The organism is Aeromonas sanarellii (assembly GCF_000820085.1).
Lineage (GTDB): Bacteria > Pseudomonadota > Gammaproteobacteria > Enterobacterales > Aeromonadaceae > Aeromonas > Aeromonas sanarellii.
In genome coordinates this window covers 88,767-115,319 of the sequence record NZ_CDBN01000050.1, presented here as the reverse complement: position 1 = coordinate 115,319, position 26,553 = coordinate 88,767, and the positions used below count along the sequence as shown (strand labels likewise).

Annotated in this window: 24 protein-coding genes and 1 riboswitch; of the genes, 10 read left to right on the top strand and 14 right to left on the bottom strand. The window is 63.0% G+C overall.

Features of this window, described 5'->3' with window-relative positions; genetic code table 11:
* Positions 1-4: 4 nt before the first annotated feature.
* From napA to moaA, 4 genes are all read right to left on the bottom strand, one after another.
* Positions 5-2,494, bottom strand: coding sequence for a nitrate reductase catalytic subunit NapA (gene napA / locus BN1132_RS10625; RefSeq protein WP_042077403.1), 2,490 nt, complete (start codon positions 2,492-2,494; stop codon positions 5-7).
* A 128-nt stretch (positions 2,495-2,622) separates the two neighbouring features.
* On the bottom strand, positions 2,623-2,925 hold the full coding sequence (locus tag BN1132_RS10620) for a chaperone NapD (RefSeq protein ID WP_042077401.1): 303 nt from the start codon (positions 2,923-2,925) through the stop codon (positions 2,623-2,625).
* Positions 2,922-3,431 carry a ferredoxin-type protein NapF gene (gene napF, locus BN1132_RS10615; protein WP_042077400.1) on the bottom strand — a complete coding sequence of 170 codons (510 nt, stop codon included), beginning with the start codon at positions 3,429-3,431 and terminating at the stop codon, positions 2,922-2,924. Before napF ends, BN1132_RS10620 begins: the two co-directional genes overlap by 4 nt.
* A gap of 250 nt (positions 3,432-3,681) precedes the next feature.
* Positions 3,682-4,665: a GTP 3',8-cyclase MoaA gene (gene moaA / locus BN1132_RS10610; protein ID WP_042077398.1), complete on the bottom strand. Its 984-nt coding sequence runs from the start codon at positions 4,663-4,665 to the stop codon at positions 3,682-3,684.
* Positions 4,653-4,792, bottom strand: a riboswitch (molybdenum cofactor riboswitch). Its footprint overlaps the gene before it by 13 nt.
* 78 nt (positions 4,793-4,870) lie before the next feature.
* Between moaA and narQ the strand changes: the two genes are divergently transcribed.
* From narQ to BN1132_RS10590, 4 genes are all read left to right on the top strand, one after another.
* A complete protein-coding gene (gene narQ, locus BN1132_RS10605; RefSeq protein ID WP_042077396.1) occupies positions 4,871-6,583 on the top strand; it encodes a nitrate/nitrite two-component system sensor histidine kinase NarQ in 1,713 nt (570 codons plus the stop codon).
* Entirely contained in the window at positions 6,583-7,221 is a 639-nt protein-coding gene (gene narL / locus BN1132_RS10600) for a two-component system response regulator NarL (RefSeq protein WP_041212731.1), read from the top strand. Before narQ ends, narL begins: the two co-directional genes overlap by 1 nt.
* A gap of 146 nt (positions 7,222-7,367) precedes the next feature.
* Positions 7,368-7,793 carry a globin domain-containing protein gene (locus tag BN1132_RS10595; RefSeq protein WP_042077394.1) on the top strand — a complete coding sequence of 142 codons (426 nt, stop codon included), beginning with the start codon at positions 7,368-7,370 and terminating at the stop codon, positions 7,791-7,793.
* Between the two features lie 312 nt (positions 7,794-8,105).
* On the top strand, positions 8,106-8,681 hold the full coding sequence (locus BN1132_RS10590) for an LON peptidase substrate-binding domain-containing protein (RefSeq protein ID WP_042077392.1): 576 nt from the start codon (positions 8,106-8,108) through the stop codon (positions 8,679-8,681).
* A 269-nt stretch (positions 8,682-8,950) separates the two neighbouring features.
* On the opposite strand, the gene BN1132_RS10585 is transcribed toward BN1132_RS10590, so the two are convergent.
* Together BN1132_RS10585 and BN1132_RS10580 are read right to left on the bottom strand one after the other, a co-directional pair.
* The gene (locus BN1132_RS10585) at positions 8,951-11,032 is read right to left on the bottom strand and encodes a PAS domain-containing hybrid sensor histidine kinase/response regulator (protein ID WP_042077391.1); all 2,082 of its coding nucleotides are present in this window, start codon (positions 11,030-11,032) and stop codon (positions 8,951-8,953) included.
* Between the two features lie 18 nt (positions 11,033-11,050).
* The gene (locus BN1132_RS10580) at positions 11,051-12,229 is read right to left on the bottom strand and encodes an FIST signal transduction protein (protein ID WP_042077389.1); all 1,179 of its coding nucleotides are present in this window, start codon (positions 12,227-12,229) and stop codon (positions 11,051-11,053) included.
* A 116-nt stretch (positions 12,230-12,345) separates the two neighbouring features.
* Here BN1132_RS10580 and BN1132_RS10575 point away from each other — a divergent pair, with 116 nt between their 5' ends.
* On the top strand, positions 12,346-13,269 hold the full coding sequence (locus tag BN1132_RS10575; protein ID WP_042077388.1) for a gluconeogenesis factor YvcK family protein: 924 nt from the start codon (positions 12,346-12,348) through the stop codon (positions 13,267-13,269).
* A gap of 11 nt (positions 13,270-13,280) precedes the next feature.
* On the opposite strand, the gene BN1132_RS10570 is transcribed toward BN1132_RS10575, so the two are convergent.
* The 3 genes from BN1132_RS10570 to lpcA all read right to left on the bottom strand — a co-directional run bounded on the left by BN1132_RS10570 (position 13,281) and on the right by lpcA (position 15,380).
* On the bottom strand, positions 13,281-13,616 hold the full coding sequence (locus BN1132_RS10570) for an Hpt domain-containing protein (protein ID WP_042077387.1): 336 nt from the start codon (positions 13,614-13,616) through the stop codon (positions 13,281-13,283).
* A 293-nt stretch (positions 13,617-13,909) separates the two neighbouring features.
* Positions 13,910-14,707, bottom strand: a complete 798-nt coding sequence (locus BN1132_RS10565; protein WP_042077386.1) for a class II glutamine amidotransferase — start codon at positions 14,705-14,707, stop codon at positions 13,910-13,912.
* A 94-nt stretch (positions 14,708-14,801) separates the two neighbouring features.
* Entirely contained in the window at positions 14,802-15,380 is a 579-nt protein-coding gene (gene lpcA / locus BN1132_RS10560) for a D-sedoheptulose 7-phosphate isomerase (protein WP_042077458.1), read from the bottom strand.
* Positions 15,381-15,631: 251 nt separating this feature from the next.
* Here lpcA and fadE point away from each other — a divergent pair, with 251 nt between their 5' ends.
* Positions 15,632-18,088 (top strand): acyl-CoA dehydrogenase FadE, encoded by a 2,457-nt coding sequence (gene fadE / locus BN1132_RS10555; protein ID WP_042077384.1) that lies wholly within the window; start codon positions 15,632-15,634, stop codon positions 18,086-18,088.
* Between the two features lie 173 nt (positions 18,089-18,261).
* Positions 18,262-19,779, top strand: a complete 1,518-nt coding sequence (locus BN1132_RS10550; protein ID WP_042077383.1) for an HD domain-containing phosphohydrolase — start codon at positions 18,262-18,264, stop codon at positions 19,777-19,779.
* An 80-nt stretch (positions 19,780-19,859) separates the two neighbouring features.
* On the opposite strand, the gene BN1132_RS10545 is transcribed toward BN1132_RS10550, so the two are convergent.
* The gene (locus BN1132_RS10545; RefSeq protein WP_042077382.1) at positions 19,860-21,116 is read right to left on the bottom strand and encodes a TIGR03503 family protein; all 1,257 of its coding nucleotides are present in this window, start codon (positions 21,114-21,116) and stop codon (positions 19,860-19,862) included.
* Entirely contained in the window at positions 21,113-21,847 is a 735-nt protein-coding gene (gene dnaQ, locus BN1132_RS10540; protein ID WP_042077381.1) for a DNA polymerase III subunit epsilon, read from the bottom strand. The genes BN1132_RS10545 and dnaQ overlap by 4 nt, the downstream gene beginning before the upstream one ends.
* 75 nt (positions 21,848-21,922) lie before the next feature.
* Here dnaQ and rnhA point away from each other — a divergent pair, with 75 nt between their 5' ends.
* Positions 21,923-22,387: a ribonuclease HI gene (gene rnhA / locus BN1132_RS10535; protein ID WP_042077379.1), complete on the top strand. Its 465-nt coding sequence runs from the start codon at positions 21,923-21,925 to the stop codon at positions 22,385-22,387.
* A gap of 6 nt (positions 22,388-22,393) precedes the next feature.
* Here the strand turns inward: rnhA and BN1132_RS10530 are convergent, their stop codons facing one another.
* On the bottom strand, positions 22,394-23,116 hold the full coding sequence (locus tag BN1132_RS10530) for a methyltransferase domain-containing protein (RefSeq protein WP_042077377.1): 723 nt from the start codon (positions 23,114-23,116) through the stop codon (positions 22,394-22,396).
* A gap of 80 nt (positions 23,117-23,196) precedes the next feature.
* Here BN1132_RS10530 and gloB point away from each other — a divergent pair, with 80 nt between their 5' ends.
* Complete coding sequence (gene gloB / locus BN1132_RS10525; RefSeq protein WP_042077376.1) at positions 23,197-23,961, top strand: hydroxyacylglutathione hydrolase; 765 nt, start codon at positions 23,197-23,199, stop codon at positions 23,959-23,961.
* Positions 23,962-24,048: 87 nt separating this feature from the next.
* On the opposite strand, the gene BN1132_RS20250 is transcribed toward gloB, so the two are convergent.
* A complete protein-coding gene (locus BN1132_RS20250; RefSeq protein ID WP_244462931.1) occupies positions 24,049-24,321 on the bottom strand; it encodes a hypothetical protein in 273 nt (90 codons plus the stop codon).
* Here BN1132_RS20250 and BN1132_RS10520 point away from each other — a divergent pair, their 5' ends adjacent.
* On the top strand, positions 24,322-25,578 hold the full coding sequence (locus BN1132_RS10520; RefSeq protein WP_244462930.1) for a LysM peptidoglycan-binding domain-containing protein: 1,257 nt from the start codon (positions 24,322-24,324) through the stop codon (positions 25,576-25,578). It abuts the gene before it with no gap.
* Positions 25,579-25,647: 69 nt separating this feature from the next.
* On the opposite strand, the gene BN1132_RS10515 is transcribed toward BN1132_RS10520, so the two are convergent.
* The gene (locus BN1132_RS10515) at positions 25,648-26,493 is read right to left on the bottom strand and encodes an endonuclease/exonuclease/phosphatase family protein (protein WP_042077373.1); all 846 of its coding nucleotides are present in this window, start codon (positions 26,491-26,493) and stop codon (positions 25,648-25,650) included.
* Positions 26,494-26,553: the final 60 nt, after the last annotated feature.

Here is a 26,553-nt window from a genome sequence, read left to right as displayed (position 1 = left end):
CGCCTTAGGCCTTCATGACCTTGACGGCGCACTTCTTGTAATCCGTCTCCTTGGAGAGCGGATCCGTCGCGTCCAGGGTCAGCTTGTTGACCAGCTGGCTCGCGTCGAAGAAGGGCATGAACACCAGCCCCTTGGGCGGACGGTTGCGACCGCGGGTCTCGACCCGGGTCTTCACCTCGCCACGGCGGGAGGCGACGATCACCTCTTCGCCACGGCGCACGCCACGGGCCTTGGCATCTTCCGGGTGCATGAAGAGCACCGCATCAGGGAAGGCGCGATAGAGCTCGGGCACCCGGCGGGTCATGGTGCCGGTGTGCCAGTGCTCCAGCACGCGGCCGGTGGAGAGCCAGAGATCATACTCCTTGTCCGGCGACTCGGCGGCAGGCTCGTAGGGCAGCGCGAAGATTACCGCCTTGCCGTCGGGTTTGCCGTAGAAACGCACCCCTTCGCCCGCCTTCACATAGGGGTCGAACCCTTCGCGATAGCGCCACAGGGTCTCCTTGCCGTCCACCACGGGCCAGCGCAGGCCGCGGGCCTCGTGGTACTGATCGAAGGGTGCCAGATCGTGGCCGTGGCCGCGACCGAAGGTGGCGTACTCCTCGAACAGCCCCTTCTGGACGTAGAAGCCGAAGTGCTCGGCCTCGTCGTTGAGCGCGCCCTTGCTCTGCGCTTTCGGGAACTGGTCGACCTGGCCGTTGGCGTAGAGCACCTCGAACAGGGTCTTGCCCTTCACTTCCGGCATCTTGGCAATCAGCTCGGCTGGCCACACCTCTTCCACGGTGAAGCGCTTGGAGAACTCCATCAGCTGCCACAGGTCGGACTTGGCTCCTTCCGGTGCCTTGACCTGCTGGTGCCAGAACTGGGTGCGGCGCTCGGCGTTGCCGTAAGCCCCCTCTTTTTCCACCCACATGGCGGTGGGCAGGATGAGGTCGGCCGCCTGGGCAGTGACGGTCGGGTAAGGGTCGGACACCACGATGAAGTTGGCCGGGTTGCGATAGCCGGGCAGCCCCTCCTCGTTCATGTTCGGGCCGGCCTGCATGTTGTTGTTGCACATCACCCAGTAGGCGTTGAGCTTGCCGTCTTTGAGCATGCGGTTCTGCAGCACGGCGTGGTAGCCCACCTGCTCGGGGATGGTGCCTTCCGGCAGCTTCCAGATCTTCTCGGCGATGGCGCGGTGTTTGGGATCCGTCACCACCATGTCGGCGGGCAGGCGGTGGGCGAAGGTGCCCACCTCACGGGCGGTGCCGCAGGCGGAGGGCTGGCCGGTCAGGGAGAAGGGACCGGAGCCCGGCTGGGAGATCTTGCCGGTCAGCAGGTGGATGTTGTAGCAGAGGTTGTTCGCCCAGACGCCGCGGGTGTGCTGGTTGAACCCCATGGTCCAGTAGGAGACCACCTTCTTGCTCGGGTCGGCATAGAGCTGGGCCAGCTTCTCGAGCTTGTCCTTGGGCACGCCGGAGAGCTTGGAGACGGACTCCAGATCGTAATCCGCCACGAATTTCGCGAAGTCGTCGAAGCTCATGGGGGTGGAGTCGCCGTTGTCCGGGTTCTTGGCCTTCTGCTGCAGCGGGTTGGTGGGACGCAGGCCGTAGCCGATGTCCGTGGTCCCCTTGCGGAACTGGGTATGCTTGTTGACGAACTCCCAGTTCACCTTGTCGTTCTGGATAATGTAGTTGGCGATGTAGTTGAGGATCGCGAGATCGGTCTGCGGGGTGAACACCATGCCGTTGTCCGCCAGCTCGAAGCTGCGGTGCTCGAAGGTGGAGAGCACGTGCACCTGCACATCTTGGTGGGACAAACGGCGATCGGAGATGCGTGACCAGAGGATGGGGTGCATCTCGGCCATGTTGGAGCCCCAGAGCACGAAGGCGTCGGCCTGCTCGATGTCGTCGTAGCAGCCCATAGGTTCGTCCATGCCGAAGGTGCGCATGAAGCCGACCACGGCGGAGGCCATGCAGTGACGGGCGTTGGGGTCCAGGTTGTTGGAGCGCAGGCCCGCCTTCATCAGCTTGGCGGCGGCATAGCCTTCCCAGACGGTCCACTGGCCGGAGCCGAACATGCCGACGGCGGTCGGGCCCTTCTCTTTCAGGGTCGCCTTGAACTTCTCGGCCATGATGTCGAAGGCCTGATCCCAGCTGATGGGGGCGAAGTCGCCGTTCTTGTCAAACTTGCCGTTGGTCATGCGCAGCATGGGCTGGGTCAGGCGATCCTCGCCATACATGATCTTGGACAGAAAGTAGCCCTTGATGCAGTTGAGGCCGCGGTTCACCGGCGCATCGGGATCGCCCTGGGTCGCGACGACACGGCCTCCCTGGGAGCCCACCAGCACGGAGCAGCCGGTCCCGCAGAAGCGGCACGGTGCCTTGTCCCAGGTGATGGCTGTCTTGTCAGTACTGGTGATCAGGTTCGCCGCCAGGGTGGGGGCACTGACACCGGCCACGGCAGCGGCTGCCGCCACCGCATTGGCCTTCATAAAGTCGCGTCGACTCAGCTTCATGACATATCCTCGCATTGCTTAATCACATCAATGACAGCCATTGTGACGAGCCGCGCTGGCTCAGCTCCATGGCGCTTTTATTGCTTTCATCGGCCTCGTGAACCTTGCAGCCCCGGCCTCCTGGCTCTCTATTCCCTGCCCTCGGCGTCGGCTTCATCGAACTGGTGGTAGATGAGGGAGGCAGAGAGCACCCCCTGCATCCCATTGATGGCATCGATGGCCGCCATGATGGGACGCTGGCTCGGCCCCTCCAGGGTGACCACCAGCTTGCCCTCCTCGCTGACGGCGTGGATCTCGGCCCCCTCCAGGGTCGCGATCTCCTCGGCAAGCTGGTGACGCCGGGAGGGCTGGGCCAGCACCACCAGGCTGGATACGTGGAACTCTTCTCGCTTCATCTCGCTGCTTTCCAACTGGCTCGTCTCTTGTGTCATCTCGGTCCCCCGTCGTGAGGGAGACCCATCCTGATACTGCCGACCGGGCAATCCGCCACGCAGGCACCGCAGCCGTTGCACGACTCGGTATGGACGCTGGGGGTCGGCACTCGCCCCAGCTGGGGGGAAAAACGGATGGCCTGCTGCTCGCAGCTGTCCTGGCAACGCTGGCAGAAGACCTGGGCACTGGCCAGGCAACCGGCCTCGATATGAGCCACATACTCCCAGGGTGTCTGGGTCGTCGGTCGGAACACCGGCGCCTGGCAGACGTCGACGCACTCGGCGCAGAAGGTGCATTCGCCACGCAGAAAGTCGACCGTGGGAAAGCCGCCGTCCCCCTTCACCAGGATCTGCTCCGGACAAGCGGCCAGACAGTCGCCGCAGCGGGTGCAGTCGGCCACGAACTCGTCCCAGGAGACGGACCAGGGCAGTTGTACCCCGGGCTTGGGAGTACTCAGGCGTCCTCGAAACAGGCCGCGGCGTGACAGATTGATCCCATCGGCCATATCGACTCCTCTTCACAGGGGGAGACCCCCTGCGCGGATCCCGTGACTGGCATTTTTAATACCAATTATAAGCGTGGGTGTATATTGCGACTCTCACAAGTCCAGTGATATACCACCTGGGGGATAAACAGGGGGGATTCTTGCGCTGGATCAAACCCTTGGCGCAATTAGGCAAGACAGGGGCAAGGCAAATTACCCCTATGTGAGGATTGCTAATTAATCGCTGGCCATTTGGGCCTGGCGATCGGGGTCAGCCGCCGATGGAGGCCAGGTGGGGGGTCATGCCCGCATTGCCGTCGTGCAGGCGGTGGGTGGCGGCCTTGCCGGTCAGCGCCTGGCGGATCCGCCACTGCAGCGCCTCCTGCTGGTCGTCGGCCGTCAGCAGATCCCGCAACTCCACCCCGTTGTCACCAAAGAGACACAGGTGCAGCTTGCCCACGGAGGAGACCCGCAGCCGGTTGCAGCCGGCGCAGAAGTCCTTGCTGTAGGGCATGATGAGCCCCACTCCCCCCATTGACTCAGGATGCATAAACACCTGGGCGGGGCCGTCGTCCGGGCCGCGCAGCTGCTGTACCCAGCCCGTCTCCAGCAAGCGCTGCTTGATGAGATCCCCGCTGGTGTGGCGGTCGCGAAACAGGGTGTCCATCTCGCCGGTCTGCATCAGCTCGATGAATCGCAGCTCGATGGGTTTGTCCCGGATCCAGGCCAGGAAGGCATCCAGCTGGTGGTCGTTGAGCCCCTTGAGCAAGACCGCATTGATCTTGACCGACTTGAAGCCGACGGCCAGGGCAGCGTCTATGCCCGCCATCACCTCCGCCAGCTTGTTCTCGCCGGTGATCTGGTGAAACTGGCGGGGATCCAGGCTGTCGACGCTGACGTTGAGGGCGGTCAGCCCCGCATCGAACCACTCCCGGGCCCGCTCCTTCAGGCGGTAGCCGTTGGTGGTCATGGCCACCTTCTCGATGCCGGGCGTACTGGCGACCGTCTCTATGATGGCGGTGAAGTCGCGGCGCAGGGAGGGCTCGCCACCGGTCAGACGCACCTTGCGCGTCCCCATGGCGGCAAAGCCGGAGACGACGCGGCGGATCTCCTCCAGGGAGAGAAAGGACTTGCGCGCCTCCGAGGGGCGATAGCCGTCCGGCAGGCAGTAGGTACAACGAAAATTGCACACGTCGGTGACCGACAGGCGCAAATAGTAAAAGCGACGGGAAAAACCATCTTCAAGTGGCAACATAAACACCTTTCCAAATACGGGAGGCCAGGGCATTTCTTTCCTGACCCTTTCAGCTCGAACATCGGCTGACGGCGATCTCCCCCTATCTCAATGACTTAGGCAAAACCGCTCGGAGTTCATCTAGTTTTTCGATGCTAGCACAACTTGGAGTACACTCCCATGCTACTTTGTGGGGTCTTCATCGGTGTAAGGGGAGCCAGTCGGCATGGGAAAATGGTTCAGAGTGCAGTCGGTCAGCAGCGCCATCGGTCGCGCCATGGTGCTGATCCTGTTCATGGCCAGCCTGATCGCCCTGGTGGCCATGGTCACCCTCTTCTATTCGGTGCCGGACGCCAAAGCCATCAACCTGTCGGGCTCATTGCGCATGCAGGCCTACCGGATGGCCTATGAAATCGAGAAGGATCAGGTCGTGCTCGGCCGGCTCGCCCAGTTCGAGCAGACCCTCAATGCCCCCGAGCTGCAGGAGACCCAGCGCTGGATCACGCCCGCCTCCCTGCGCCGCACCTACGGCGAGGTGCTGCTGCAATGGCAGAGGATGCGCGAGCACATCGAGAACGCCACCCCCAGCCGCTACACCGACAACACGGAGCAGTTCGTCGCCGCCATCGACGACTTCGTCAACCAGATGCAGTACCACGTGGAGTTCAAGGTGCGCATGCTGGCCCTGGCCGAGGGACTCGGCCTGCTCGCCATCATCACCATCGCCTGGTGCACGGTGCGCTTCACGCGCCAGCAGGTGGTGGCACCGCTCAATCAGCTGGTCTATTGCGCCCGCCAGATCCAGCGCCAGGAGTTCGATCTGACCCTGCCCCCCCACTGTGAAAACGAACTGGGGGAGCTGTCGGGGGCGTTTGCCACCATGGCCGCGGAACTCGGCAAGCTCTACCGGGAGCTGGAGAGCAAGGTGGAGGAGAAGACCGCCAAGCTGCAACAGGCCAACGACACCCTCTCCTTCCTCTATTCCACCGCCCAGAAACTGCACGCGGCGCCGCTCAGCCGCCGCACCCTGCAAAAACTGCTGGAGCGGGCTGCCGCCCACCAGCACATCGACTACATCCGGCTGACCCGCTTCGAGCACAATGCCATGCCGGTCTACATCACGGGGCGCAAGGGGTGGCCCGGCGATCTCGAGGCCGTGGTGAGCTTCTACCTGCAGATGGACGAGGAGGAGTACGGTCGGCTCGACATGATAAGCGACCATCCCGTCGACGAGCGGCTGATGAAGAACTTCTCCATGTTGCTGGCCCAGGTGCTGCACAAGGATCAGACCCTGCTGCAACACCAGCGCCTGCTGCTGATGGAGGAGCGGGCCGTCATAGCCAGGGAGCTGCACGACTCCCTTGCCCAGGCGCTCTCCTACCTGAAGATCCAGTCCACCCTGCTCAAGCGCTCCTTTGCCAAGGGGGATACCGTCAAGGCCGAAGCGGCCATGCAGCAGATCGACGAGGGGCTCGGCAACGCCTACACCCAATTGCGCGAACTGCTCGGCACCTTCCGCCTGAGCATCGGCGACGCCAACCTGGGTGAAGCCATCGGCGTCATGCTGGAACAGCTCAAGCCCCAGACCCGGGCCGAGATCGGGCTCCAGTACGGACTGACGGATACCGATCTCGAGGCGGGACAGCACATTCACATCCTGCAGCTGATCCGTGAGGCAGTGCTCAATGCCATCAAGCATGCCAATGCCCGGCGCATTGACGTTAGCTGTGAGACCCTGGCTGATGGTAACATCCAGGTTCAGATTGCAGACGACGGTGTCGGAATAAGGGGCGCAAACTCGGCGGTCAATCACTACGGTCTCAGCATCATGAATGAACGCGCCAGCAAATTGCACGGCCAGCTGACCATCAGTGAGCCGCCTTCCGGGGGCACCCGCGTACACCTGACCTTTCCCACCAGCCTAACAAGAGATGCCTGATGGACGAGATGAAATACAGTGTTCTGGTCGTAGATGATCACCCCCTGATGCGCAAGGGAATTGTGCAACTGCTGGAATTGGAAGATAACATCGACGTGGTCGGCGAGGCGTCCAACGGCACCGATGCCGTGGCCATGGCCAAGGAGTCCGAACCGGACCTCATCCTGCTCGATCTCAACATGAAGGGCCTGTCGGGACTCGATACCCTGAAGGCGCTGCGGGCCGAGGAGATCACCTCCCGCGTGGTGATCCTGACCGTCTCCGATGCCCGCCAGGACGTGGTGGCCCTGCTCAAGGCCGGCGCCGACGGCTATCTGCTCAAGGACACCGAGCCCGACATGCTGCTGGCCCAGCTGGCGGATGTCATGACCGGCAAGCAGATCCTGAGTGAGCCGCTGCGCCCCTACCTCGAGAACATCTACGAGCTGGATCACCTGCAACAGAAGCTGGAGAGCCTGACCCGCCGCGAGATGCAGATCATGCGCGAAATTGCCAAGGGGCTCTCCAACAAGCAGGTGGCCTCCGTGCTCCACATCTCGGAAGGCACCGTCAAGGTACACGTCAAGAGCCTGCTCAAGAAGCTGGAAGCCCAGAGCCGCGTGGAGGCGGCGGTCATGTACCTGGAGCAGCGCAACTGATTCTCCGTCCCGAGCCAGCAAGGCAGCCCAGTGCGCCCTTGCTGGCCCCTCCTCGCCCGCCCCTGGCGGCACGACTGCGCTGCACCTTATTGAGCAAATGAATTATTATCTTCTGGGCATGGCACAGCGCACTGAGGAGAGACCCCATGACTTCCGGACAGATTGAACTGGTACAGCGGGCCTGGGGCAAGGTGACCGCCCTGAGCAACACCTATGTTCAGGAGGTATATGAGGAGTTGTTCCGGCTGTCGCCGGAATTGCAGGCCCTCTTCCCCCAGCACCCCGATCTGCCCGTCGCCAAGGTCTCCGACACCCTGAATACCGTCATCACCAGCCTGGATCAGCTGGATGCCCTGGGCTTCATCATCCGGGATCTCGGCAGACGGCATCAGAAATTCAACGTGCAGCCACACCAGTTCGCCCTCCTGAAGCAGGCGCTGACCCTGGTGCTGGCGCGCCGCCTGGGAAGCAACTTCACTCCTGAGCTGGCCGACGCCTGGTCACAGATGTATGACGAGATCGCCGCCCTGATGCAGGAAGGCTTGAGCCAGCACTCCGAATCCATCGCCTGATCCAGGCCACTGTTCATCGACCACGCAAGGTATCTGGACGGGTCTTTAAACAGGCATTTTGCGTGATCGCTATTTGCAATATGCGAAAACCGCCTCATTCTGCAGACGGGCCATGTTCGAGCCCCTGCAACCTCACCTGAATCCCCCTCATGCCATTCTCGCCATCCTCGTCAGAGGATATTTCAATAGATTGATTTTAAATGGATATTTTCCAACGCCTTCCTCATTCTCTCCGCATTGCCCGCCAGCCCCCCTCCTCTGGCACGGTCACTGCATTGTCATATTCAGACGCAACTTATCGGAGGATGGAACATGAAACTTCAACAACTGGCACTGTTCCCCTTGCCTTCTCACATACTGCCAGGCGGAAAACTGCCCCTGCGGTTGTTCGAGCCACGCCACCTCCAGATGCTCAAGGCGTCCTTCATCGAGGATCGGGGCTTTGGCATCGTCATGGAGGAGGCGACCAGCACGGGCACCTGCGGGCGGATCCTGCCGGTCGGTACCCGGGTCAAGGTGACGGACTTCTATACCCTCAACGATGGCCTGCTCGGAGTGACCGTGCTCGGTCTGGAACGTTTTTGCATCCATGAGATGGAAACCGATGACTCTGGCTTGCGCCACGCCCAGGTCGAAATGCTGCCCAACTGGCCGAGCACCCACTCAGACTTCAGCGACAAGCAGCTGGTGAGCAGATTGAGGGAGGTATTTGAACAGTATCCGGAACTGGATGAACTTTACCCGGACAAGCAGTTCGACGACGCGGCCTGGCTCTGCCAGCGCTGGCTCGAGATCCTGCCCATGCCGATCTATGAAAAACAGATGTTGATTGCCAAACAGAACAGTGAAGCGGCGCGCCAGTTTCTGCGCCGGCTGATCGCACAGTGAGTCAGAGAGTGAGTCAAATTGCGATTTGCAAAACGCGAATATCCTGACCGAAAATTCTTACAATGAGAAGGGTGAATTCGCAATTTGCAATCGCCGGTGGCGATAAACAACACATAACTCCGCTACCAGCCGCAAATAACAGGTTATGAAAAGTTGGCACGACTTTTTCATGTAAGACCGTACAACCCGATTTATCCCGTGCTCTCTTCAGTATTTGCTGAAGAATTGGTCAACCACCAGGTTGACCATTTTTTTTGCCCAGAATCGGCTCAACGGTTCCTGCAATGGCGGAGCAGGCAAGTGCGCAGTCGCGCGAGGCTGATGGGCTTGGCCAGAAAATCGTCCATGCCCTGGGCCAGACAGCGGGCCCTGTCCTCCATCATCGCATTGGCCGTCAGGGCGACTATGGGCACCTCGCACCCCATGTCGCGCAGGCGGCGCGTCGCCTCCAGCCCATCCATCTGCGGCATCCTCATGTCCATCAGGATGAGATCCGGTCGCCGCTCGCCGACCCGTGCCAGCGCCTCCAGCCCGTTGCCCGCCAGCCTCACCCTGCACGCCAGTTTTTCCAGCATGAGCGACACCACCAGCTGATTGACCGGGCTGTCCTCCACCACCAGCACATCCAGTGCCGGCATGATCCCGCCCTCGCCTGCGGGATCCGCCACCGGGGCACAGGGGGTGGCCATCCCGGGCAACTCGAACCAGAAGCAGCTGCCCTGCCCCGGCGTACTCTGCACGCGAATGTCACCGCCCATCAACTGCACCAGCCGCCTGCAGATGGCGAGTCCAAGCCCTGAGCCGGAGAAACGGCGGGTGGCCGAGCTGTCGACCTGATAGAAGGGCTCGAACAGCAGCACCTGATCCTCGGGGGAGATGCCGATCCCGGTGTCGCTGACCGACACCCTGAGCCTGTCGTCCTGCCACGCCAGCGCAAGCCGCACGCTGCCGACGGCGGTAAACTTCACCGCATTCCCGAGCAGGTTGCCGATCACCTGGGAGAGGCGCACCGCATCCCCCTGCAGCTGCGCCGGCACCGCCTCGTCCAGGTGCCAGTGCAGCCTGATGCCCTTGGCACCGGCCTGTGCCTGCAGAGGTGCCACCAGCGCCCGGCACAGCTCGGCGGGCTGGAAGGGTTCGCAGTGCAGCGCCAGGGTGTGCGACTCTATCTTCGAGAAGTCGAGCACATCGTCGATGATGGTCTGCAGCAGATGAGCCGAGTGGGTGGCATGGCCGATCAGGGCCTGCTGAGGGGGATCGAGTCGCCCGTGCTGCAGCAGATCCAGCATCCCCAGCACCGCGTTCATGGGGGAGCGGATCTCGTGGGTCATCATGGCCAGGAATTGGGACTTGGCACGGTTGGCCGTCTCGGCATCGTCCCGCGCCCGCGCCAGCTCCTGCTCCCGGCGGATCTGGCTGCCTATGTCCCGCGCCGTGCCCCGATAACCGATGAAGGTGCCTTGGGCATCGTGGCAGGGCTCGGCATTGATCTCCATCCAGCAGGGGCCGCCTGCCAGTTGCACCTGGGCACGGATCCCCCGAACCGGCAGATGACGGGCGATCAGACGCCGGTAGTTGCACCAGGCGGGATCCCGCTTGTCGTAGGCAAAATCGTAGAGGCTGCGCCCGGCCTGACCGGCCAGCACCTCCCCCTGATAACCGGGGGCGGAGACATAGCTGAGCCTGTGCAGGGGATCCGTCTCCCAGAACCAGTCGGAGGCCATGGCGGCGAAACTGCGAAAACGCTGCTCGCTGGCCTGCAGGGCGAGGGTCTTGAGATCCACCTGCTCCTGCAGTCGGGCCCGATAGGCGATGTTCACCAGCGCTTGGGAGATGAGGGGGCGGCAACGCTGCATCGCCGCCTTGCTCTTGAGATCGAAGGTGCCCGCGGAGCCGTGCCGGCAGATGAGCACGCCGGAGAACCCCGGCCCCTGCAGGCCCGTCATCATGACGCTGGCCCAGCCCGCCAGCCCCGCCAGGGGGGCCAGCTCAGGCAACTGGGCGGGATCGTAGATGACCAGAGTGTCGCCATCGATGGCCCGGGAGAAGAGCGGGGTCAGCGACCAGGTGCGGCCGACCTCTTCCGGCTGGGTGCTGAGATGGGTGGTGCCGCACGCGGCCTCCCAGGCGATCACGTCCGCCTGTTCGAATCCGATGAAGGGCTTGAGCGCAAGGATGAGGCTCTCCAGTACCTGCTCGAGGCTCTGGGCCTCGGCCAGGGTCGCCACCCCGCACAGCAGGGCTTGAGACTCCTCGCGGTATCTGGCCTCCCGCTCCCGGCAGCGCATCAGCTCCACCAGCGTGGTTTGCAGCTTGTCGCCCAGGGTTTCCAGTTCGCTATTGCCTATCATCTTGAATCCAGCATGCTGTCAGCTCTCGAGGAAGATTACGCTCGAGACCATGAGGTTGCCATGAGCCAGCTCACCGTGGGGCAATCGCCCCTGCTCGCCGAAGGTAAACGGCGTGATGAAGGGGATGTCCCCCAGCCTCTGGCCGAATTGCGCCACCACGTCGCCCAGCCTCTCCCCCAGCGCCAGACGGCAACCGGCACAGAACACTACCAGGGCGCCAAGGGGCTGCACATTGCCCGCCATGCCGTACTCCGGCTCGATGCGCACCGCGTTCAGACTGCGCTGCAACAGCCCCTCCTGGCTGCTGTACATGAGTTGCAGGCGCTCCCCCAACCGGGTTTCGGTGAAGAGGCGCAGCCCCTCCCGCGCCGTCACCGCCTCGGGGTGCGAGAGCTTGTAGTAGGGGATCTCGTCGAGCATGCCGACCTGGCGAGCCAGCGGGGAGAGCGTCGTCTCCCTGAGGATGGGGCCCACCGGCCAGGGAGCCGCACGCTCGGTCCAGCGGCCATAGACCCGGGCCGCCGGTTCATGGTCTATGGTCAGCACCTCGCGCCCCTCTAGCCCGGTGATGATGCCCTGACGCTCGGTGGGCACATAGCCTGAGTGAAACTGGAAGGCCAACTGGCAGTCGGGGTAGAGCACCGCCAGCACGCAGCCCTGGCCCCCCTCCCCCTCGTCCCAGCACAGCTGCCATGCGCCGGTGACACCGTCGTCCGCCGCCGACCCGCCGACGACGGGAACGGTCGCGCCAAACTCGGCGTCGATGCCCGCCAGCATGGCCTCCTCCAACCCCGGGCTGGCATGCAGCAAGACCAGCTGGGGCAGCTCGCCAGGGCGTCCGCCGTCGGCGATGGCGCGGCGCAGCAATGCCCGAACATCCGGCTCATCGCCCAGCTGGCCGGCCACGCCGTAGGCGCCTTTGTCATCGTAGAGGGCGGCGACCGCAAGGCTCCAACCCCTTCGGCCATGGTGGCCGGTCTGGGTCAGGATGCCGCCGCAGGAGCTGCAACCGATGAGCCGGGTGTCGGGAAAACGGGCCTTGAGCGCATGACGCAGTACCGCGGCATCGTGTGCTTGGGTAAAATAGACCAGCAACAGCGACGGGAAATGGGGTGATTGAGCGAGCAACCGCTCTGCTATCTGTTGGGCGGCCAGCGGGGTCGTCTCGGCAAGAGAGTGAGCCGTCAGGAAGTTCAACACCGTCTCCTAGAGGTATGGGATGCTGGCATCAAGCAAAAATCATACCCTTATCAAACAATTACCTGGCCACGGAGACTAGAATGGTGCTCACTGGCCCCCCACGGGATCACTGCATGTGGCAGAACAATATCAATGACTTCGACCGGGTCGTCGCCATCGGCGGTGGGCACGGCCTGGGCCGCGTGCTCTCCTCCCTTTCATTTTTGGGGTCCCGGCTGACGGGCATAGTCACCACCACAGACGACGGCGGCTCCACCGGGCGGCTACGCAAGAGCCAGGAGTGCATCGCCTGGGGCGATCTGCGCAACTGCCTCAACCAGCTGGTGACCACCCCCAGCATCGGCAGCCAGCTGTTCGAGCACCGCTTCACCGGCCGCGGCGAGCTGGCGGGCCACAACCTCGGCAACCTGATGCTGCTGGCCCTCGACAACCTCTGTGTCCGCCCCCTGGATGCCATCCGACTCATCAGCGACATGCTGGAAATCGAGCCGAAGCTGCTGCCCATGTCAGAACAGCCCACGGATCTCTGCGCCCACACCCTCTGCGGTGACCAGATCCTGGGGGAAGTCTCCATCGATCAGCTCACCACGCCGCCACGGGCCCTGAGCCTGAATCCGGTCGTGCCGGCCACCCGCGAGGCCGCCCTGGCCCTGAGCCAGGCCGACATGATCATTCTGGGGCCGGGCAGCTTCCTCACCTCCGTCATGCCCCCTCTGCTGCTGCGCGACCTCGCCGAGGCGATCCGCGGCAGCAGTGCCATCGTCGTCTTCATCAGCAATCTGGTGGCCGAGACGGGACCAGCGGGTCAGTTGACGCTGCTGGACCAGCATCGCTGGCTGGAAGAGCTGATAGGCAAGGGCCGGATCGATGCCATTCTGGCCCCCGAAGGTCAGGGATGCCCCGAGCTGCAGCCTTGCCTCGTCCAGGCCAACCTGGGTGAGGCCGCCCTGCCCCATCGCCACGATCGCATCAAGCTCAGGCAGGCGCTGGATGGCGTCATCCTCAACTGGCACATCGAGCATGACAAGGCGGGCTGAGCCGCCGGGGCTCAGTGAAACTGGGACAGGTGGGAGAAGACCTGGGGCAGGGAGTGCTCCAGCTCGGCCAGCAGTCGGCCAGCCTCCTGGGCGTCTTCCCTCCGGCAGGCGAGTTCAAGGGCCATGACCTGCCGATAGCTGGGCTCGGCACCATAGCTGCCACAAGAGGATTTCATGCTGTGGGCGAGGCGGGCCAGTGCGGACCAGTCCCGCCGTTCATAGAGAGGCCTCAGCTGGGCCAGCTGCTCCCCCACCTCTTCGACGAACACCGAGATGACCACGGGCATCATCTCGTGACCTATGTCATCTGCCAGTTGCCGCAGCACCTTCTGATCCAGCCACTCCATCTTCTCTTCCCTATGATGGTATTCAAACAGACCACAATATAGCCGATTGGGACACCCGCTGTCATCCACCCTTCCACCACGGGCAGACCGCAGTGGTTGGGCCATAATGTGAGCGCCATCAAACTCTCGGTACGACACGCTCGCGGGATCAGAGATAAATGTTGTCACAAAATTAACAATGACGTAACAATGCAACCCATGAGAATGATGCGGCTCAGCAACACCTCTCTCATCCCTTTTTGCCTGTATGGCTGCTGCGAAGAACCAGGGTAGGATTCTACCCTGGTATTTTTTTATGTCTGGCTCGGCAGTACGGCGTTATTGCCATACTCCAGCTCCCCCAGCCGGAACAGGCAGAACTCCCCTGGCACCATCTTCACCCAGCTCTCATTGCCGGTGAGCGGCCGGGTGGCGACCAGGGTCACCACGTCGTTCGGGGTGGTTTCGCTCTGAAAGTCGATGGCCACGTCCTCATCCAGCAGGCGGGCCTCGCCAAAGGGCGCCCTGCGCGTCAGCCAGTAGAGGTTGTTGCTGCAATAGGTCATCACGAACTCCCCGTCCGACAGCAGCATGTTGAACACCCCGAGCCCGCGCAGTTCGTCGCACAGGGTCGCGAGGTAGCGGAACATCGCGGGGAAATTCGCCGGGCGCTTGGGGTATTTGTGCTCCAGCCTGTCGAGCAGCCAGCAGAAGGCGTGCTCGCTGTCGGTGTCGCCCACCGGACGATGACGCCCGGTCGGCAGCTTCTTGTAACCGGTCAGCTGGCCGTTGTGGGCAAAGGTCCAGTAGCGTCCCCACAGCTCGCGGGTGAAGGGGTGGGTGTTCTCCAGCGACACGCAGCCCCGGTTGGCCTGCCGGATGTGGCTGACCACGGCGCGGCTCTTGATGGGCAACGCCTGCACCAGCTTGGCGATGGGGGACTGGGCACTGGGCTCGGGATCCTTGAAGGTGCGAAAGCCTCGCCCCTCGTAGAAGGTGATCCCCCAGCCATCCTTGTGAGGGCCCGTCTTGCCGCCCCTCAGCATCAGCCCGGTAAAGCTGAAGCAGATGTCGGTCGGCACATTGGCGCTCATGCCGAGCAGTTCGCACATATCCCGTCAACCCCCTGAAATACTTGATTCTTTCTGCTTCAATCGGGGAATCCTCTTAGGCGAGACGCCGCGGCGTCTCGCCATCCCCGTCTGACTATTTCGCCATCTCTTTCTCGACCAGCTGGATCAGGATGTGGATCACCTTGATGTGCACTTCCTGGATGCGGTCGGCGTAGCCGAAGTGCGGCACCCGGATCTCGACGTCCGCCAGACCCGCCATCTTGCCGCCATCCTTGCCGGTCAGGGCGATCACCTTCATGCCCTTGGCACGGGCCGCCTCGATGGCCTTGAGGATGTTGCCGGAGTTACCGCTGGTGGAGATGCCGAGCAGCACGTCGCCACGGCGGCCGACCGCTTCCACATAGCGGGAGAACACATGGTCATAGCCAAAGTCGTTGGAGACGCAGGAGAGGTGGCTCGGGTCGGAGATGGCGATGCCGGCGTAACCGGGGCGGTTCTCGCGATAGCGGCCGGTCAGCTCCTCGGCGAAGTGCATGGCGTCGCAGTGAGAGCCGCCGTTGCCACAGGAGAGCACCTTGCCTTCCTCCTTGAAGGAGTCGGCGAGCAGCTTGGCCGCCGCTTCGATGTTCTTCAGATTTTGCTCGTCTGCCAGGAACGCCTGGAGCACGCTGGCAGCTTCGGTCAACTCGTTGCGGATCAGTTCTTGGTACATGGTCTTTGAGATCTCGTCGTCCAACATAGGGTGGCCGCATTGTCGCACAAGCCAGCCCAATCGTCGCCCCCCGCCCGCCAAGATGCGGCGTATGACCCGTTATACCGATCACAGCACCAAGGTAACAAGCTTGTAAACAGCTTGATAAGTTTGTGCGTATGAATTACAACAGGGCCACATCCAACAGGTCAGACCTCTGGATCAGTTAACCCCAGTTTCCCAACTTCGGCAATTCATGCAAGGAGCGAAAAATGACGACGACCCTCACTCTGTTCGGGGTGATCCTGGTGATCGGCGCCATGGCCTACCGCCGGGCGTCCCTGTTCACCGCCACGCTTGCCACGGCCGCCGCCCTGGTCGCCGGCGCCCTCTATGGCCATGTGCCCCTGCTGGTGTGGGTGCTGTTCGCCGTAATCGCCATTCCCCTCAACCTGGTGGAGTTTCGCCGCAACCAGCTGACCAAACCCCTGTTCAAGATCTACAAGTCCATCATGCCGGAGATGTCCCGTACCGAGAAGGAAGCCATCGAGGCGGGGACGACCTGGTGGGAAGCGGATCTGTTTGCCGGCAATCCGGACTGGAAGAAGCTGCACGCCATTCCGGTAAGCACGCTGTCAGCCGAAGAGCAGGCCTTCATGGACGGCCCGGTGGAAGAAGTGTGCCGCATGGTCAACGACTGGGAGGTGACCCACGAGCGGGCCGATCTCTCCCCCGAGGTATGGCAGTACCTGAAGGACAACAAGTTCTTCGCCATGATCATCAAGAAGAAATACGGGGGCCTGGAGTTCTCCGCCTACGCCCAGTCCTGCGTGCTGCAGAAGCTGTGTGGCGCCAGCGCCGTGCTGGCTTCCACCGTCGGCGTGCCCAACTCCCTGGGCCCGGGGGAACTGCTGCAGCACTACGGCACCGAGGAGCAGAAAGACCACTACCTGCCCCGCCTGGCCATAGGCAAGGAGATCCCCTGCTTCGCCCTGACCAGCCCGGAAGCGGGCTCGGACGCCGGCTCCATCCCCGACTTCGGCATCGTCTGCAAGGGCGAGTGGGAAGGGGAAGAGGTGCTCGGCATGCGCCTGACCTGGAACAAGCGCTACATCACCCTCGCCCCCATCGCCACCGTGCTGGGCCTCGCCTTCAAGCTGCGTGACCCGGACCACCTGTTGGGTGAGGAAGAAGAGCTCGGCATCACCTGCGCCCTCATTCCGACCCACATCAAGGGCGTCGAGATCGGCCGCCGCCACTTCCCCCTCAACGTGCCGTTCCAGAACGGCCCGACCCGCGGCAAGGAGGTGTTCGTGCCGCTCGACTTCATCATCGGCGGTCCGGCCATGGCCGGTCAGGGCTGGCGCATGCTGGTGGAGTGCCTCTCGGTCGGTCGCGGCATCACCCTGCCCTCCAACAGCACGGGCGGCGTCAAGATGCTGGCCCTGGCCACCGGTGCCTACAGCCGCATCCGTCGCCAGTTCAAGCTGCCCATCGGCAAGATGGAAGGGATAGAAGAGCCGCTGGCCCGCCTGGGGGGCAACGCCTACATCATGGGCGCCGCCGCCAAGCTGACGGTGACCGGCATCGACCTGGGTGAAAAGCCCTCTGTCATCTCCGCCATCGTCAAGTACCACCTCACCGACCGCGCCCAGAAGTGCATCATCGACGCCATGGACATCCACGGCGGCAAGGCCATCTGCATGGGCCCCAACAACTACCTGGCCCGCGGCTATCAGGGCGCCCCCATCGCGGTCACCGTCGAGGGGGCCAACATCCTGACCCGCAGCATGATCATCTACGGCCAGGGGGCCATCCGCTGCCACCCCTATGTGTTGCCCGAGATGCTGGCCGCCAGCCACCCGGACAAGGAGCAGGCCCTCAAGGACTTCGACAAGGCGGTATTCAGCCACGTGGGCTTCGCCATCAGCAACCTGGTGCGCAGCTTCTGGCTGGGGTTGACCGGCGCCCGCTTCGCCGCCTCCCCTTACAAGGATCAGACCAAGGGCTACTACCAGCAGCTCTCCCGCCTCTCCGCCAACCTGGCGTTCCTCTCCGACATGGCGATGGGCACCCTGGGTGGCGAGCTCAAGCGCAAGGAGCGGGTCTCCGCCCGCCTCGGGGACGTGCTGAGCCAGCTCTATCTGGCCTCCAGCGCCCTCAAGCGCTATCAGGACGAGGGACGCCAGCAGGCCGACCTGCCGCTGCTGCACTGGGCGCTGCAAGATGCCCTGTTCAAGGCCCAGGAAGCGATCGACGAGCTGCTGCGCAACTTCCCGAATCGCTGGATTGGGCTGGCCCTGCGCGCCGTCGTGCTGCCGCTGGGTCGCGACCTGAAGCGTCCCTCCGACAAGCTCGACAGCCAGGTGGCCCGTCTGCTGCAGGCGCCGAGCGCGACCCGCAGCCGCCTGGCCGAAGGCCAGTACCTCACCCGCGAGGAGGGCAACCCCTTCGGTCTGCTGGAACAGGCTCTCGACGACGTGCTGGCCGCCGAGCCGCTGTTTGACAAGGTATGCAAGGCCGAAGGCAGCAAGCGTCCCTTCACCCAGCTCGACAAGGTGGCGGAGGCCGGTCTGGCGCTCGGGGTCATCAACCCGACCGAGGCCGAGCTGTTGCGCCGCGCCGAAGAGAGTCGCCTGCGCACCATCAACGTCGATGACTTCGACCCCGTCGATCTGGTGGCCAACAAGGCGCTGTTTGAGGCTTCTGCCTATCACAGGGCTGCCTGATCCCCTGCATGTCAACACGCCTCCCTCCGGGAGGCGTTTTTCATGGTGCGCTCTGCCCGATTGAGACCGGAGAAGGGAGATAAACCGGCGGGATCATATTTTGGATATCTAGCCGTTTCTTATCTTGAATGAAGCGGTTAAGGTAAGCACAGGATCACACACAGGATTGCGTAATGGATGATCAAATCCTGATTATTGACGATGACGATCTTCCCACATCAGCAGAGCGCCCCGCCGGCTGGAAGGTGATGATAGTGGACGACGAACCCGAAGTTCACCGCATCACCAAGATCACCCTGAACAAGTTCGAGTTCGACGGCAAACCCATTGATTTCCTGCACGCCTATTCCGCCGCCGAGGCCAAGGCGCTGCTCGCCATCACGCCGGATGTCGCCCTGCTGCTGCTCGACGTCGTCATGGAAGCCGACCACGCCGGTCTCGAGGTGGTCAAGTTCGTCCGCGACGAGCTGCAAAACAAGATGGTTCGCATCGTGCTGCGAACCGGCCAGCCCGGTCAGGCCCCGGAAGATGACGTCGTCACCAACTACGACATCAACGACTACAAGGACAAGACCGAGCTCACCTCCCAGAAGCTGCGCACCCTGCTGCGCGCCAGCCTGCGCTCCTACCGGGACATCCGCACCCTGGAGAGCAATCGCCAGGGACTGGAGAAGGTCATCGAAGCCTCCAAGGGGATCTTCGAGCAGCGCGCCCTGCGCCAGTTCGTCGAGGGGGCGCAGACCCAGCTCAGCGCCCTGCTCAACCTGGAAGAGTCCCAGATCTACGACGTGAAGCACCTGGCCTACGAGGTGCGGGATCAGGTACTGGAGCCCCTGCTCAGCGACGGCCCGGCCCTGCTGCTCTCCGATGCCCCGGCCATACTGCGCCACGCCATGACCAGGGGGGCCAATGTCTACGACGGCAACCAGATGGTGCTCTATTGCCAGAACCCCCGTCACCACCTGCTGTTCCACATCGAGACCACCCGTCCTCTCAGCCAGATGGACACCGGCCTGCTGAGCCTGTTCACCGAGAACATCATAGTGGCGCTGGAGAACATCCGGCTCAACGAGGTGATCGGCGACAACCAGCGCGAGATCATCTACCGCATCGGCGAGCTGGTGGAGAGCCGCTCCAAGGAGTCCGGCCTGCACGTCAAGCGGGTGGCCCTCTACACCGAGCTGTTCTGCCAGTTGCTCGGCATGAACGAGGAGAGGTGTGAACTCATCAAGCGCGCCTCCCCCCTGCACGACATCGGCAAGGTGGGGATCCCGGACGCCATCCTGCACAAGCCGGGCAAGCTCACCCCGGAGGAGTGGGAGATCATGAAGACCCATGCCCAGCTGGGGCAGGACATGCTCTCCGGCAGTGATCTGGCGCTGTTCCAGATAGGTGCCACCATCGCCGGCAACCATCACGAGAAGTGGAACGGCACCGGCTACCCCCGCGGGCTCAAGGGTGACGCCATCCCGCTGGAGGGGCGCATCGTCGCCCTGGCGGACGTGTTCGATGCCCTGGGCTCGGATCGCTGCTACAAACGGGCCTGGCCGCTGGAACAGGTGCTGGCGCTGATCAAGGAGGAGAAGGGTGAGCACTTCGATCCCCATCTGGTGGATCTGATGCTGGCCAATCTGGAGAAGTTCCTCGACATCCGCGAGCAGTACAAGGACATCTATATCGGCGCCCACTGATATCTTTGTGTTCCCCGCGCCGCCACCTCGCCATCATGAAGAAGCCGCCCATCGGGCGGCTTCTTCGCAATGCACTGGGGCTATTGCTCCGGCAGATTGAGATCCAGCTTGGGCGCCGGGGCGACCTCGGCGTGCTGCGCCTTCTGCGCTGCCATCGCCTTGCGCAGGGTGCGGCGCTTCTGCAGCAGGATGAAGCCGCCCGCCCCCAGCAAGAGCAGCAGCACACCCCCGCCCCCCAGGGCCCAGGGCAGCCAGACAGGACTCTCACGCTCCTCAAACTTGGCCTTGGCCGGCTTGGCCGCCGAGGTGGCCGGAGCCGCCGAGGGAACGGGGGCCGGTGGCGGCATGATGGTGAACGACTTGACCGGCAGCTGCAGCCGCACTTCACGGCCGAGCCGGGTCGTGGCGAACAGGGTGGCCTCCACCTGATACTGGCCCGCCCCCTTGAGGGCGGAGAGATCGACGCCGAAGCTAGGCTCCTTCGCCACCTCGCTGAAGTCCAGGCTGCGCCCGGTGCCGTCGCTGGCCTTGCCCTGGATCACCACTGAGGCCGGATCCAGCTCCTCCCCATCGATGACCAGCGACAGCCTGGCCCCCGCATCACCCGAGGGGGCAGCCAGGGTGTAGCTCACCGGCAAAGGATAGAGCAGCACCTGCTGTGACTCGGCGCGGGAGAACACCTCGTTGCCCGTGCTGTAGAGGGCGCGATACTTGCCTGCCGGCACGTCCAGCACGGCCTCGGCGGTCAGCACGCCGTCTCCCGGCACCTCGTCAAGCCCCTTGCCATCGTCCAGATAATGGCCGAGCGTCTCCTCGAATATGGGCTCCCCGCGCTGGGCCGCATCGTTGAATTGCTGCAGCTTCACCGTCATGCCGAGATCCGAGAGGTAGTAGCCGGCCCCCGGCGACGCACCGTCGATCAGCAGCCGGGATTGCAGCTTGACCCGCTCCCCCTGATAGAGGCGGGCCGGCAGCGGCTCGCTTGCGACCCGGATATCGGAGAGCAGGCGCACCCGGTTGTCGGAGTCCACCTCACCGATGGCCTGCCAGGGGCCCGGCATAGGGTTGCGCACCGTGATGAGATCCTGATCCTTGAGAGCCAGCCAGCCCACCTCCGGCGGCCTGACCTTGCCCACATAGAGCTTGCTGCCATCGGGCCGCACCAGGATCACCGAGGGGGTACCCGGCTTGCGGGTGATGATGAAGGTGATCTCCTTCACGCCATAATCGATGCGAAAGCGGTTGTCGAGCAGGGGGATGTCGGAGGGTGCGAATACCTCGTTGGCCGAGGCCGAGAGGGAGGCCAGCAGCAACAGGCCGCCCCAGAGCGAACTCATTGCCGCCACAGGCAGGCACCTCCCTTCTTCTGTACCAGGTCCAGCCTGGCCTCGTGGGTCGCCACCACCTCCTCGCTGGCCCGCACCACCCTGAGAGGCGCGCGGTTGCCCTCCAGGCGGCGAATGCCGGTGTCCTGGTTGCTGTCGCTCTCGTTGCTCTCGCTGGCCAGGTTGAGCTTGGTCTGGCCACCCGTCATCAGCAGGTAGACGTCCGCCAGGATCTCCGCATCGAGCAAGGCGCCGTGCAGGGTGCGATGGGAGTTGTCGATGCCGTAGCGATCGCACAGCACATCCAGGTTGTTGCGCTTGCCCGGGAAGAGATCCCGCGCCATCGCCAGGGTATCCGTGATGCCGCAGATATCCGCCGTCTTGAAGTCGAGGCCTAACTTGCTGAACTCATAGTCCATGAAGCTCACGTCGAAGGGGGCGTTGTGGGCGATGAGCTCGGCACCGCGGATGAACTCGATGAAGTCATCCGCTATCTGGCTGAAGGAGGGCTTGTCGGCCAGGAAGGCATCCGTGATGCCGTGTACCGCGACGGCTTCAGGGTCCACCAGCCGATCCGGCTTGATATAGACGTGGAAGTGGTTGCCGGTCAGTTTGCGGTTGATCACCTCCACGCAGCCGATCTCGACGATGCGGTGCCCGAGGTAGACGGGACCGCCCGCTGTGTTCATGCCGGTGGTTTCGGTATCCAGAATGATCTGGCGGTTCAGTTGGGGTGTGCTCATGATCAAATCCATGTCAAACTTCGGTTTTACTCGCTAGTTTACCCCAAGCCTTTGGCTAAAACAGACTGATCACTCATGTTGAAACACATTGATTTATTCACGGATGGTTCCTGCCTCGGCAACCCGGGGCCCGGCGGCTACGGCGCCGTCATGGTCTACGGCAAGCATCGCAAGGAGATCTCAGCTGGCTTCCGATTGACTACCAACAACCGGATGGAACTGATGGCCGCCATCATGGGGCTGCGCACCCTGAACGAACCCTGCCGGGTGCGGCTCACCACAGACAGCCAGTATGTGCGTCAGGGCATCACCCAGTGGATCATCGGCTGGAAGAAGAAAGGCTGGATGACCGCCAACCGCCAGCCGGTCAAGAACGTCGATCTCTGGCAGGCGCTGGATGCGGAAGTGGCGCGTCACCAGATCGAATGGCTCTGGGTCAAGGGTCACTCGGGTCACCCGGAGAACGAACGCTGCGACGAGCTGGCCCGGGAAGCCGCCAGCGGCAAGCAGCTTGCCGAAGACGAAGGCTACCAGCCCTGAGGCAGGCTAGCCCCCCTGCCGCGCCATGCCCGGCGCCGCCATCGGCTCCGGCAGGCGCCAGCGGCGACGCACCGGGGTGACGGGGAAGCGCCGCTTGCGGGCGGCAATCACGTAGACGGACGCCAGGGAGCGGCAATAGTCCCGTCCCAGGCTCTCCCGCCACCAGCCTATCCGGCTCTGCCTGCCCATGAAGGAGAAGCCGAACCGTTCGTCAAACATCACCTCGCACCCGAGCAGTTGCAGCCAGTCGGTCACCCGCGCGGGGGTGAACATGCGGGCGGACCAGGGCAGATGGCGCCGCATGAAAGGCAGGTAGTGGCCAATCCCCACCAGACTGAGGGGGTTGTAACCGCTGACGATGAGCCAGCCATCGTCGGTCAGCACCCGCTCGGCTTCGCGCAGCACCTGATGGGGATCCGGCGAGAAGTCGAGGCAGTGGGCGAGCAGACAGGCATCCACGCTGCCGGAGCGCACCGGCAGGGCGAGCGGATCACCCAGGATATCCAGCAGCCGCCCGCCGGGGGCGACCCCGATCTGGTGACGAATGGTGGAACAACCGCAGGAGAGCTCGGCGCTCAGGGCGCCAATTTTCAGCAGGTGATAGCCAAACAGATGGGGGCACCAGTTGTCGAGCCTCTCCTGAAGCTCGGCAGCCACCCAGTCCCCCATGGGCAGTGCCGACCAGCTGGTCGGGATCGCGATCTGTTGTTCGGTACGTGCCAGCTGCATAATGGAACCAATCCGGGGTGCGAATGCCATCCAGTTATATAAGATCCCATCCCCAAAGAACACAAAAGAGAAGCCGAGCCATGTATACCGTCATCACAGTTCCCGCCTTTAACGACAACTACATCTGGTTGATCCGCCACGAGAATCACTGCCTGGTCGTCGATCCGGGCGAGGCCGCCCCGGTGCTGGCGCGACTGGAGGCACTGGGGTTGGTGCTCGACGCCATCCTGCTGACCCACCACCATCGCGATCACGTCGGCGGCGTCTCGGATCTGCTGCACCATTTCCCGCACGCCCGCCTCTATGGCCCCAAGCATGACCCCATGCCGGAGCATCACGGCCAGTGGCTCGATGACGGTGACAGGATCGACTGGCATGGCCTGAGTCTCGACGTCTTCCACCTGCCCGGCCACACCCATGGCCACATCGCCTATTACGGCCAGGGCATGCTGTTTTGTGGCGATACCCTCTTCAGTGCCGGTTGCGGCCGCCTGTTCGAGGGTACCCCGGCCCAGATGTACGGCTCCCTGCAACGGCTCGCGGCCCTGCCCGACGACACCCTCCTTTATTGCGCCCACGAATACACCCTCGCCAACCTGCGTTTCGCCCATGCGGTCGAGCCGGACAACCCGGCGATCCAGCGGCAGATCGGGGTGATCAGCAAGCTGCGCCAGCAGGGCCTGCCGAGTCTCCCCTCCCGACTGGGGGATGAGCGGCATTTCAATGTTTTTCTGCGCTGCGAGCAGGACTCAGTGAAATTTTCTGCTGAAAAATACGCCCTGAAATGCTTGGAAAATCCGGAGGATACCTTCACCGTCCTGCGGGCCTGGAAGGACGTTTTTTGAACAAACCTTGATCAGGGGGGCATTGCCCCTTATGATGCGAGCTGTTTTTCCATAGATGACCTGAGCGAGATGAAGCTACGAACGGCCTTATTGGCGGCGCTGTTTCTCAGCGGCTGTCAAAACCTGAGCCATCAGGATGACCGGGCGGTAACGGCAATCGAGCCGATGAAATCCCCCCAAGTCAGCAAGAAAACGTACAAGAAACACTCTTCGCGCATGCTGTTCGGCGACGAACAGATAGAAGAGCTGGATGACACTGATAACCTGTGGGTGCGTATCAGCGATGATATGCAGCTGGACTCGTACGATAACGCCCGTGTCCGGCAACAGCGTGATTGGTTGTTGCGCAATGATAAGCATATGGCGACCATTGCCAGCCGGGCTGAGCCCTACCTGTATCTGATGGTAGAGGAAATCGAACGGCGTGAGCTGCCAATGGAGCTTATTACCATCCCCATGATCGAGAGCATGTTCGATCCCAATGCCCGCTCCCGCAGCAATGCGGTCGGTCTTTGGCAGTTCGTTCCTGCGACCGGCAAGAATTTCGGCCTGCGCCACGACAATTGGTACGACGGCCGACGCGACGTCCTGGCCTCCACCAATGCCGCACTGGACTACCTGGAGTACCTGAACCGTTTCTTCGACGGCGACTGGCTGCAGACCCTGGCTGCCTACAACGCGGGCGAAGGTCGGGTGCGCAATGCCATCGTACGCAACGAGCGGGCGGGCCGGCCGACCGATTACTGGTCCCTGGACCTGCCCCGCGAGACGCGGATGTATGTGCCCAAGATCCTGGCCATGGCCGACATGATCCGCAATGCGGACCAATACAATGTCACCCTGCCGGTGCTGGCCAACAAGCCGCAGCTGCGGACCATCAACACAGGTGGCCAGATCGATCTGAACGTGGCGGCGCAGCTGGCGGGCATTTCCGCCTCCCAGCTCAAGGCGCTCAACCCGGCACTCAAGCGGGGCATGACCTCGCCGCGGGGTCCCTACAACCTGTTGGTGCCCGTCGAGTATGCCGATACGCTGGAGCTGGCCCTGGCCGATCTGCCCCAGCGTGAGCGAACCCGAGGTGTGCGTTCCTATCAGGTCACCAGCGGCGACACCCTGTCCCGCATCGCCCAGAATCACGGGGTGAGCGTGCAGCAGCTCAAGCTCGCGAACAATCTGCGCGGCAACAACCTGCGCCGTGGCCAGAGCCTGATCATCCCCAATGGCGGCAAAGCCATGGTGAGCCAGACCGCCCAGAGCAAGCCGCAGCAACTGGCGAGCCGCAGTGGCAGCAAGGTGCATTACCGGGTGCGCTCCGGCGACAATCTGTGGAGCATCAGCCAGGCACACGGGGTCACCCACGCCGATCTGGCCAAGTGGAACGGGTTGAACGCCAAGTCGTCCCTGAAGCCAGGCATGAAGCTGGTGGTCTGGCCCAAGCAAGGCAAGGGCAGCAACAAGTCCATGGTGTACCAGGTGCGCCGCGGTGACTCCCTCTCCTCTATCGCCGCCCGTTTCCAGGTCGCCGTCAACGACGTAATGCGCTGGAATCAGCTCGGCAAGAGCGACTACCTCAAGCCGGGTCAGGAGCTGACCCTGTTCGTGAAGAACAACAGCTGATCGCTCATCAAAACCCAAAAAAATACCCCGCGAGTGCGGGGTATTTTTTTATCTGCATTCCATCGAACCTCAGGGGGTGATGGCCTGGGCCGCGAAACGTGCCAGGATGGGATTGTGATCCGAGGAATCGGTGGCCGGGGAACTCACCTCCACCAGATCCAGGTTGCGGTAGTAGAGGTGGTCCAGCGGGCGGCCGAAGGCGGTGCGGCGCAAGTCGGGCACCGGGACGGCCTCCTGCAGCCCGAGCTCTCCCACCAGCTTGTTCAGCCAGAATTCCCGCTTGTCGCTCCAGGTGTTGAAATCCCCGGCCAGAATGACCGGCCCCTGGTGGCGATGGACGAGGGCAGTCAGATCGTTGAGCTGCTCGCGGAAGGTGGCCATCCCCAACTCGAAGTTGACCGCGTGCAGGTTCACCACCAGCACGCCGTCAGGATCCCCCTGCAGGGGATACAGGCTCACCAGCCCGGACTTGGGGATGCGCAGCAGGGGCTCGGGGGAGCGCACACCGCAGACGAAGGCCTGGGGCGTCTTGGCGACCGTCATGACGCCGAAGGAGACGCCGCCCTGGGTGAAGGCCTGCAACTGCTGCCACTGGAAATCGCCTCGCCGCAACCAGTCCAGCATCTCGGGTCGGGTTGCAGACTCCTGCAGCAGCACCAGATCCTGGGATTTGGCATACTGGTCCAGCCCTTCGCGCCAGTTCTTGCGCTGTCCCTTGTAGAGATTCCAGACGGTGATGCCAAACTCCCGGGGCAAGGCGGTGGAGGCAAGAGCCACCAGCGGGGGGCGATCGCAGTTGGCGCCGGGCACTATGCCGGCGGCCGTGACCAGATGATCCTGATCCGGCACCTCGAAACAGCCGACCAGACCCAGTGTCAGCAGGGAGGTCCCCAGAATCCGATAACTATTTTTCATTGGCTAACAATCACCTGCCTCTGCAAGGCGCCATGGCCCTCACAGAGCTCATGATCGCCG

Bases quoted from the DNA above. Each gene is read 5' to 3' on its own strand.
- napA (WP_042077403.1), bottom strand. From the start codon at position 2,494: ATGAAGCTGAGTCGACGCGACTTTATGAAGGCCAATGCGGTGGCGGCA.
- lpcA (WP_042077458.1), bottom strand. From the start codon at position 15,380: ATGTACCAAGAACTGATCCGCAACGAGTTGACCGAAGCTGCCAGCGTG.
- dnaQ (WP_042077381.1), bottom strand. From the start codon at position 21,847: ATGAGCACACCCCAACTGAACCGCCAGATCATTCTGGATACCGAAACC.
- BN1132_RS10545 (WP_042077382.1), bottom strand. From the start codon at position 21,116: ATGAGTTCGCTCTGGGGCGGCCTGTTGCTGCTGGCCTCCCTCTCGGCC.
- BN1132_RS10595 (WP_042077394.1), top strand. From the start codon at position 7,368: ATGACTTCCGGACAGATTGAACTGGTACAGCGGGCCTGGGGCAAGGTG.
- BN1132_RS10575 (WP_042077388.1), top strand. From the start codon at position 12,346: ATGTGGCAGAACAATATCAATGACTTCGACCGGGTCGTCGCCATCGGC.
- fadE (WP_042077384.1), top strand. From the start codon at position 15,632: ATGACGACGACCCTCACTCTGTTCGGGGTGATCCTGGTGATCGGCGCC.
- BN1132_RS10550 (WP_042077383.1), top strand. From the start codon at position 18,262: ATGGATGATCAAATCCTGATTATTGACGATGACGATCTTCCCACATCA.
- BN1132_RS10585 (WP_042077391.1), bottom strand. From the start codon at position 11,032: ATGATAGGCAATAGCGAACTGGAAACCCTGGGCGACAAGCTGCAAACC.
- narL (WP_041212731.1), top strand. From the start codon at position 6,583: ATGGACGAGATGAAATACAGTGTTCTGGTCGTAGATGATCACCCCCTG.
- BN1132_RS10620 (WP_042077401.1), bottom strand. From the start codon at position 2,925: ATGACACAAGAGACGAGCCAGTTGGAAAGCAGCGAGATGAAGCGAGAA.
- BN1132_RS10590 (WP_042077392.1), top strand. From the start codon at position 8,106: ATGAAACTTCAACAACTGGCACTGTTCCCCTTGCCTTCTCACATACTG.
- rnhA (WP_042077379.1), top strand. From the start codon at position 21,923: ATGTTGAAACACATTGATTTATTCACGGATGGTTCCTGCCTCGGCAAC.
- BN1132_RS10520 (WP_244462930.1), top strand. From the start codon at position 24,322: ATGGCGACCATTGCCAGCCGGGCTGAGCCCTACCTGTATCTGATGGTA.
- BN1132_RS10570 (WP_042077387.1), bottom strand. From the start codon at position 13,616: ATGGAGTGGCTGGATCAGAAGGTGCTGCGGCAACTGGCAGATGACATA.
- gloB (WP_042077376.1), top strand. From the start codon at position 23,197: ATGTATACCGTCATCACAGTTCCCGCCTTTAACGACAACTACATCTGG.
- narQ (WP_042077396.1), top strand. From the start codon at position 4,871: ATGGGAAAATGGTTCAGAGTGCAGTCGGTCAGCAGCGCCATCGGTCGC.
- BN1132_RS10530 (WP_042077377.1), bottom strand. From the start codon at position 23,116: ATGCAGCTGGCACGTACCGAACAACAGATCGCGATCCCGACCAGCTGG.
- BN1132_RS20250 (WP_244462931.1), bottom strand. From the start codon at position 24,321: ATGCTTATCATTGCGCAACAACCAATCACGCTGTTGCCGGACACGGGC.
- BN1132_RS10565 (WP_042077386.1), bottom strand. From the start codon at position 14,707: ATGTGCGAACTGCTCGGCATGAGCGCCAATGTGCCGACCGACATCTGC.
- BN1132_RS10515 (WP_042077373.1), bottom strand. From the start codon at position 26,493: ATGAAAAATAGTTATCGGATTCTGGGGACCTCCCTGCTGACACTGGGT.
- napF (WP_042077400.1), bottom strand. From the start codon at position 3,431: ATGGCCGATGGGATCAATCTGTCACGCCGCGGCCTGTTTCGAGGACGC.
- moaA (WP_042077398.1), bottom strand. From the start codon at position 4,665: ATGTTGCCACTTGAAGATGGTTTTTCCCGTCGCTTTTACTATTTGCGC.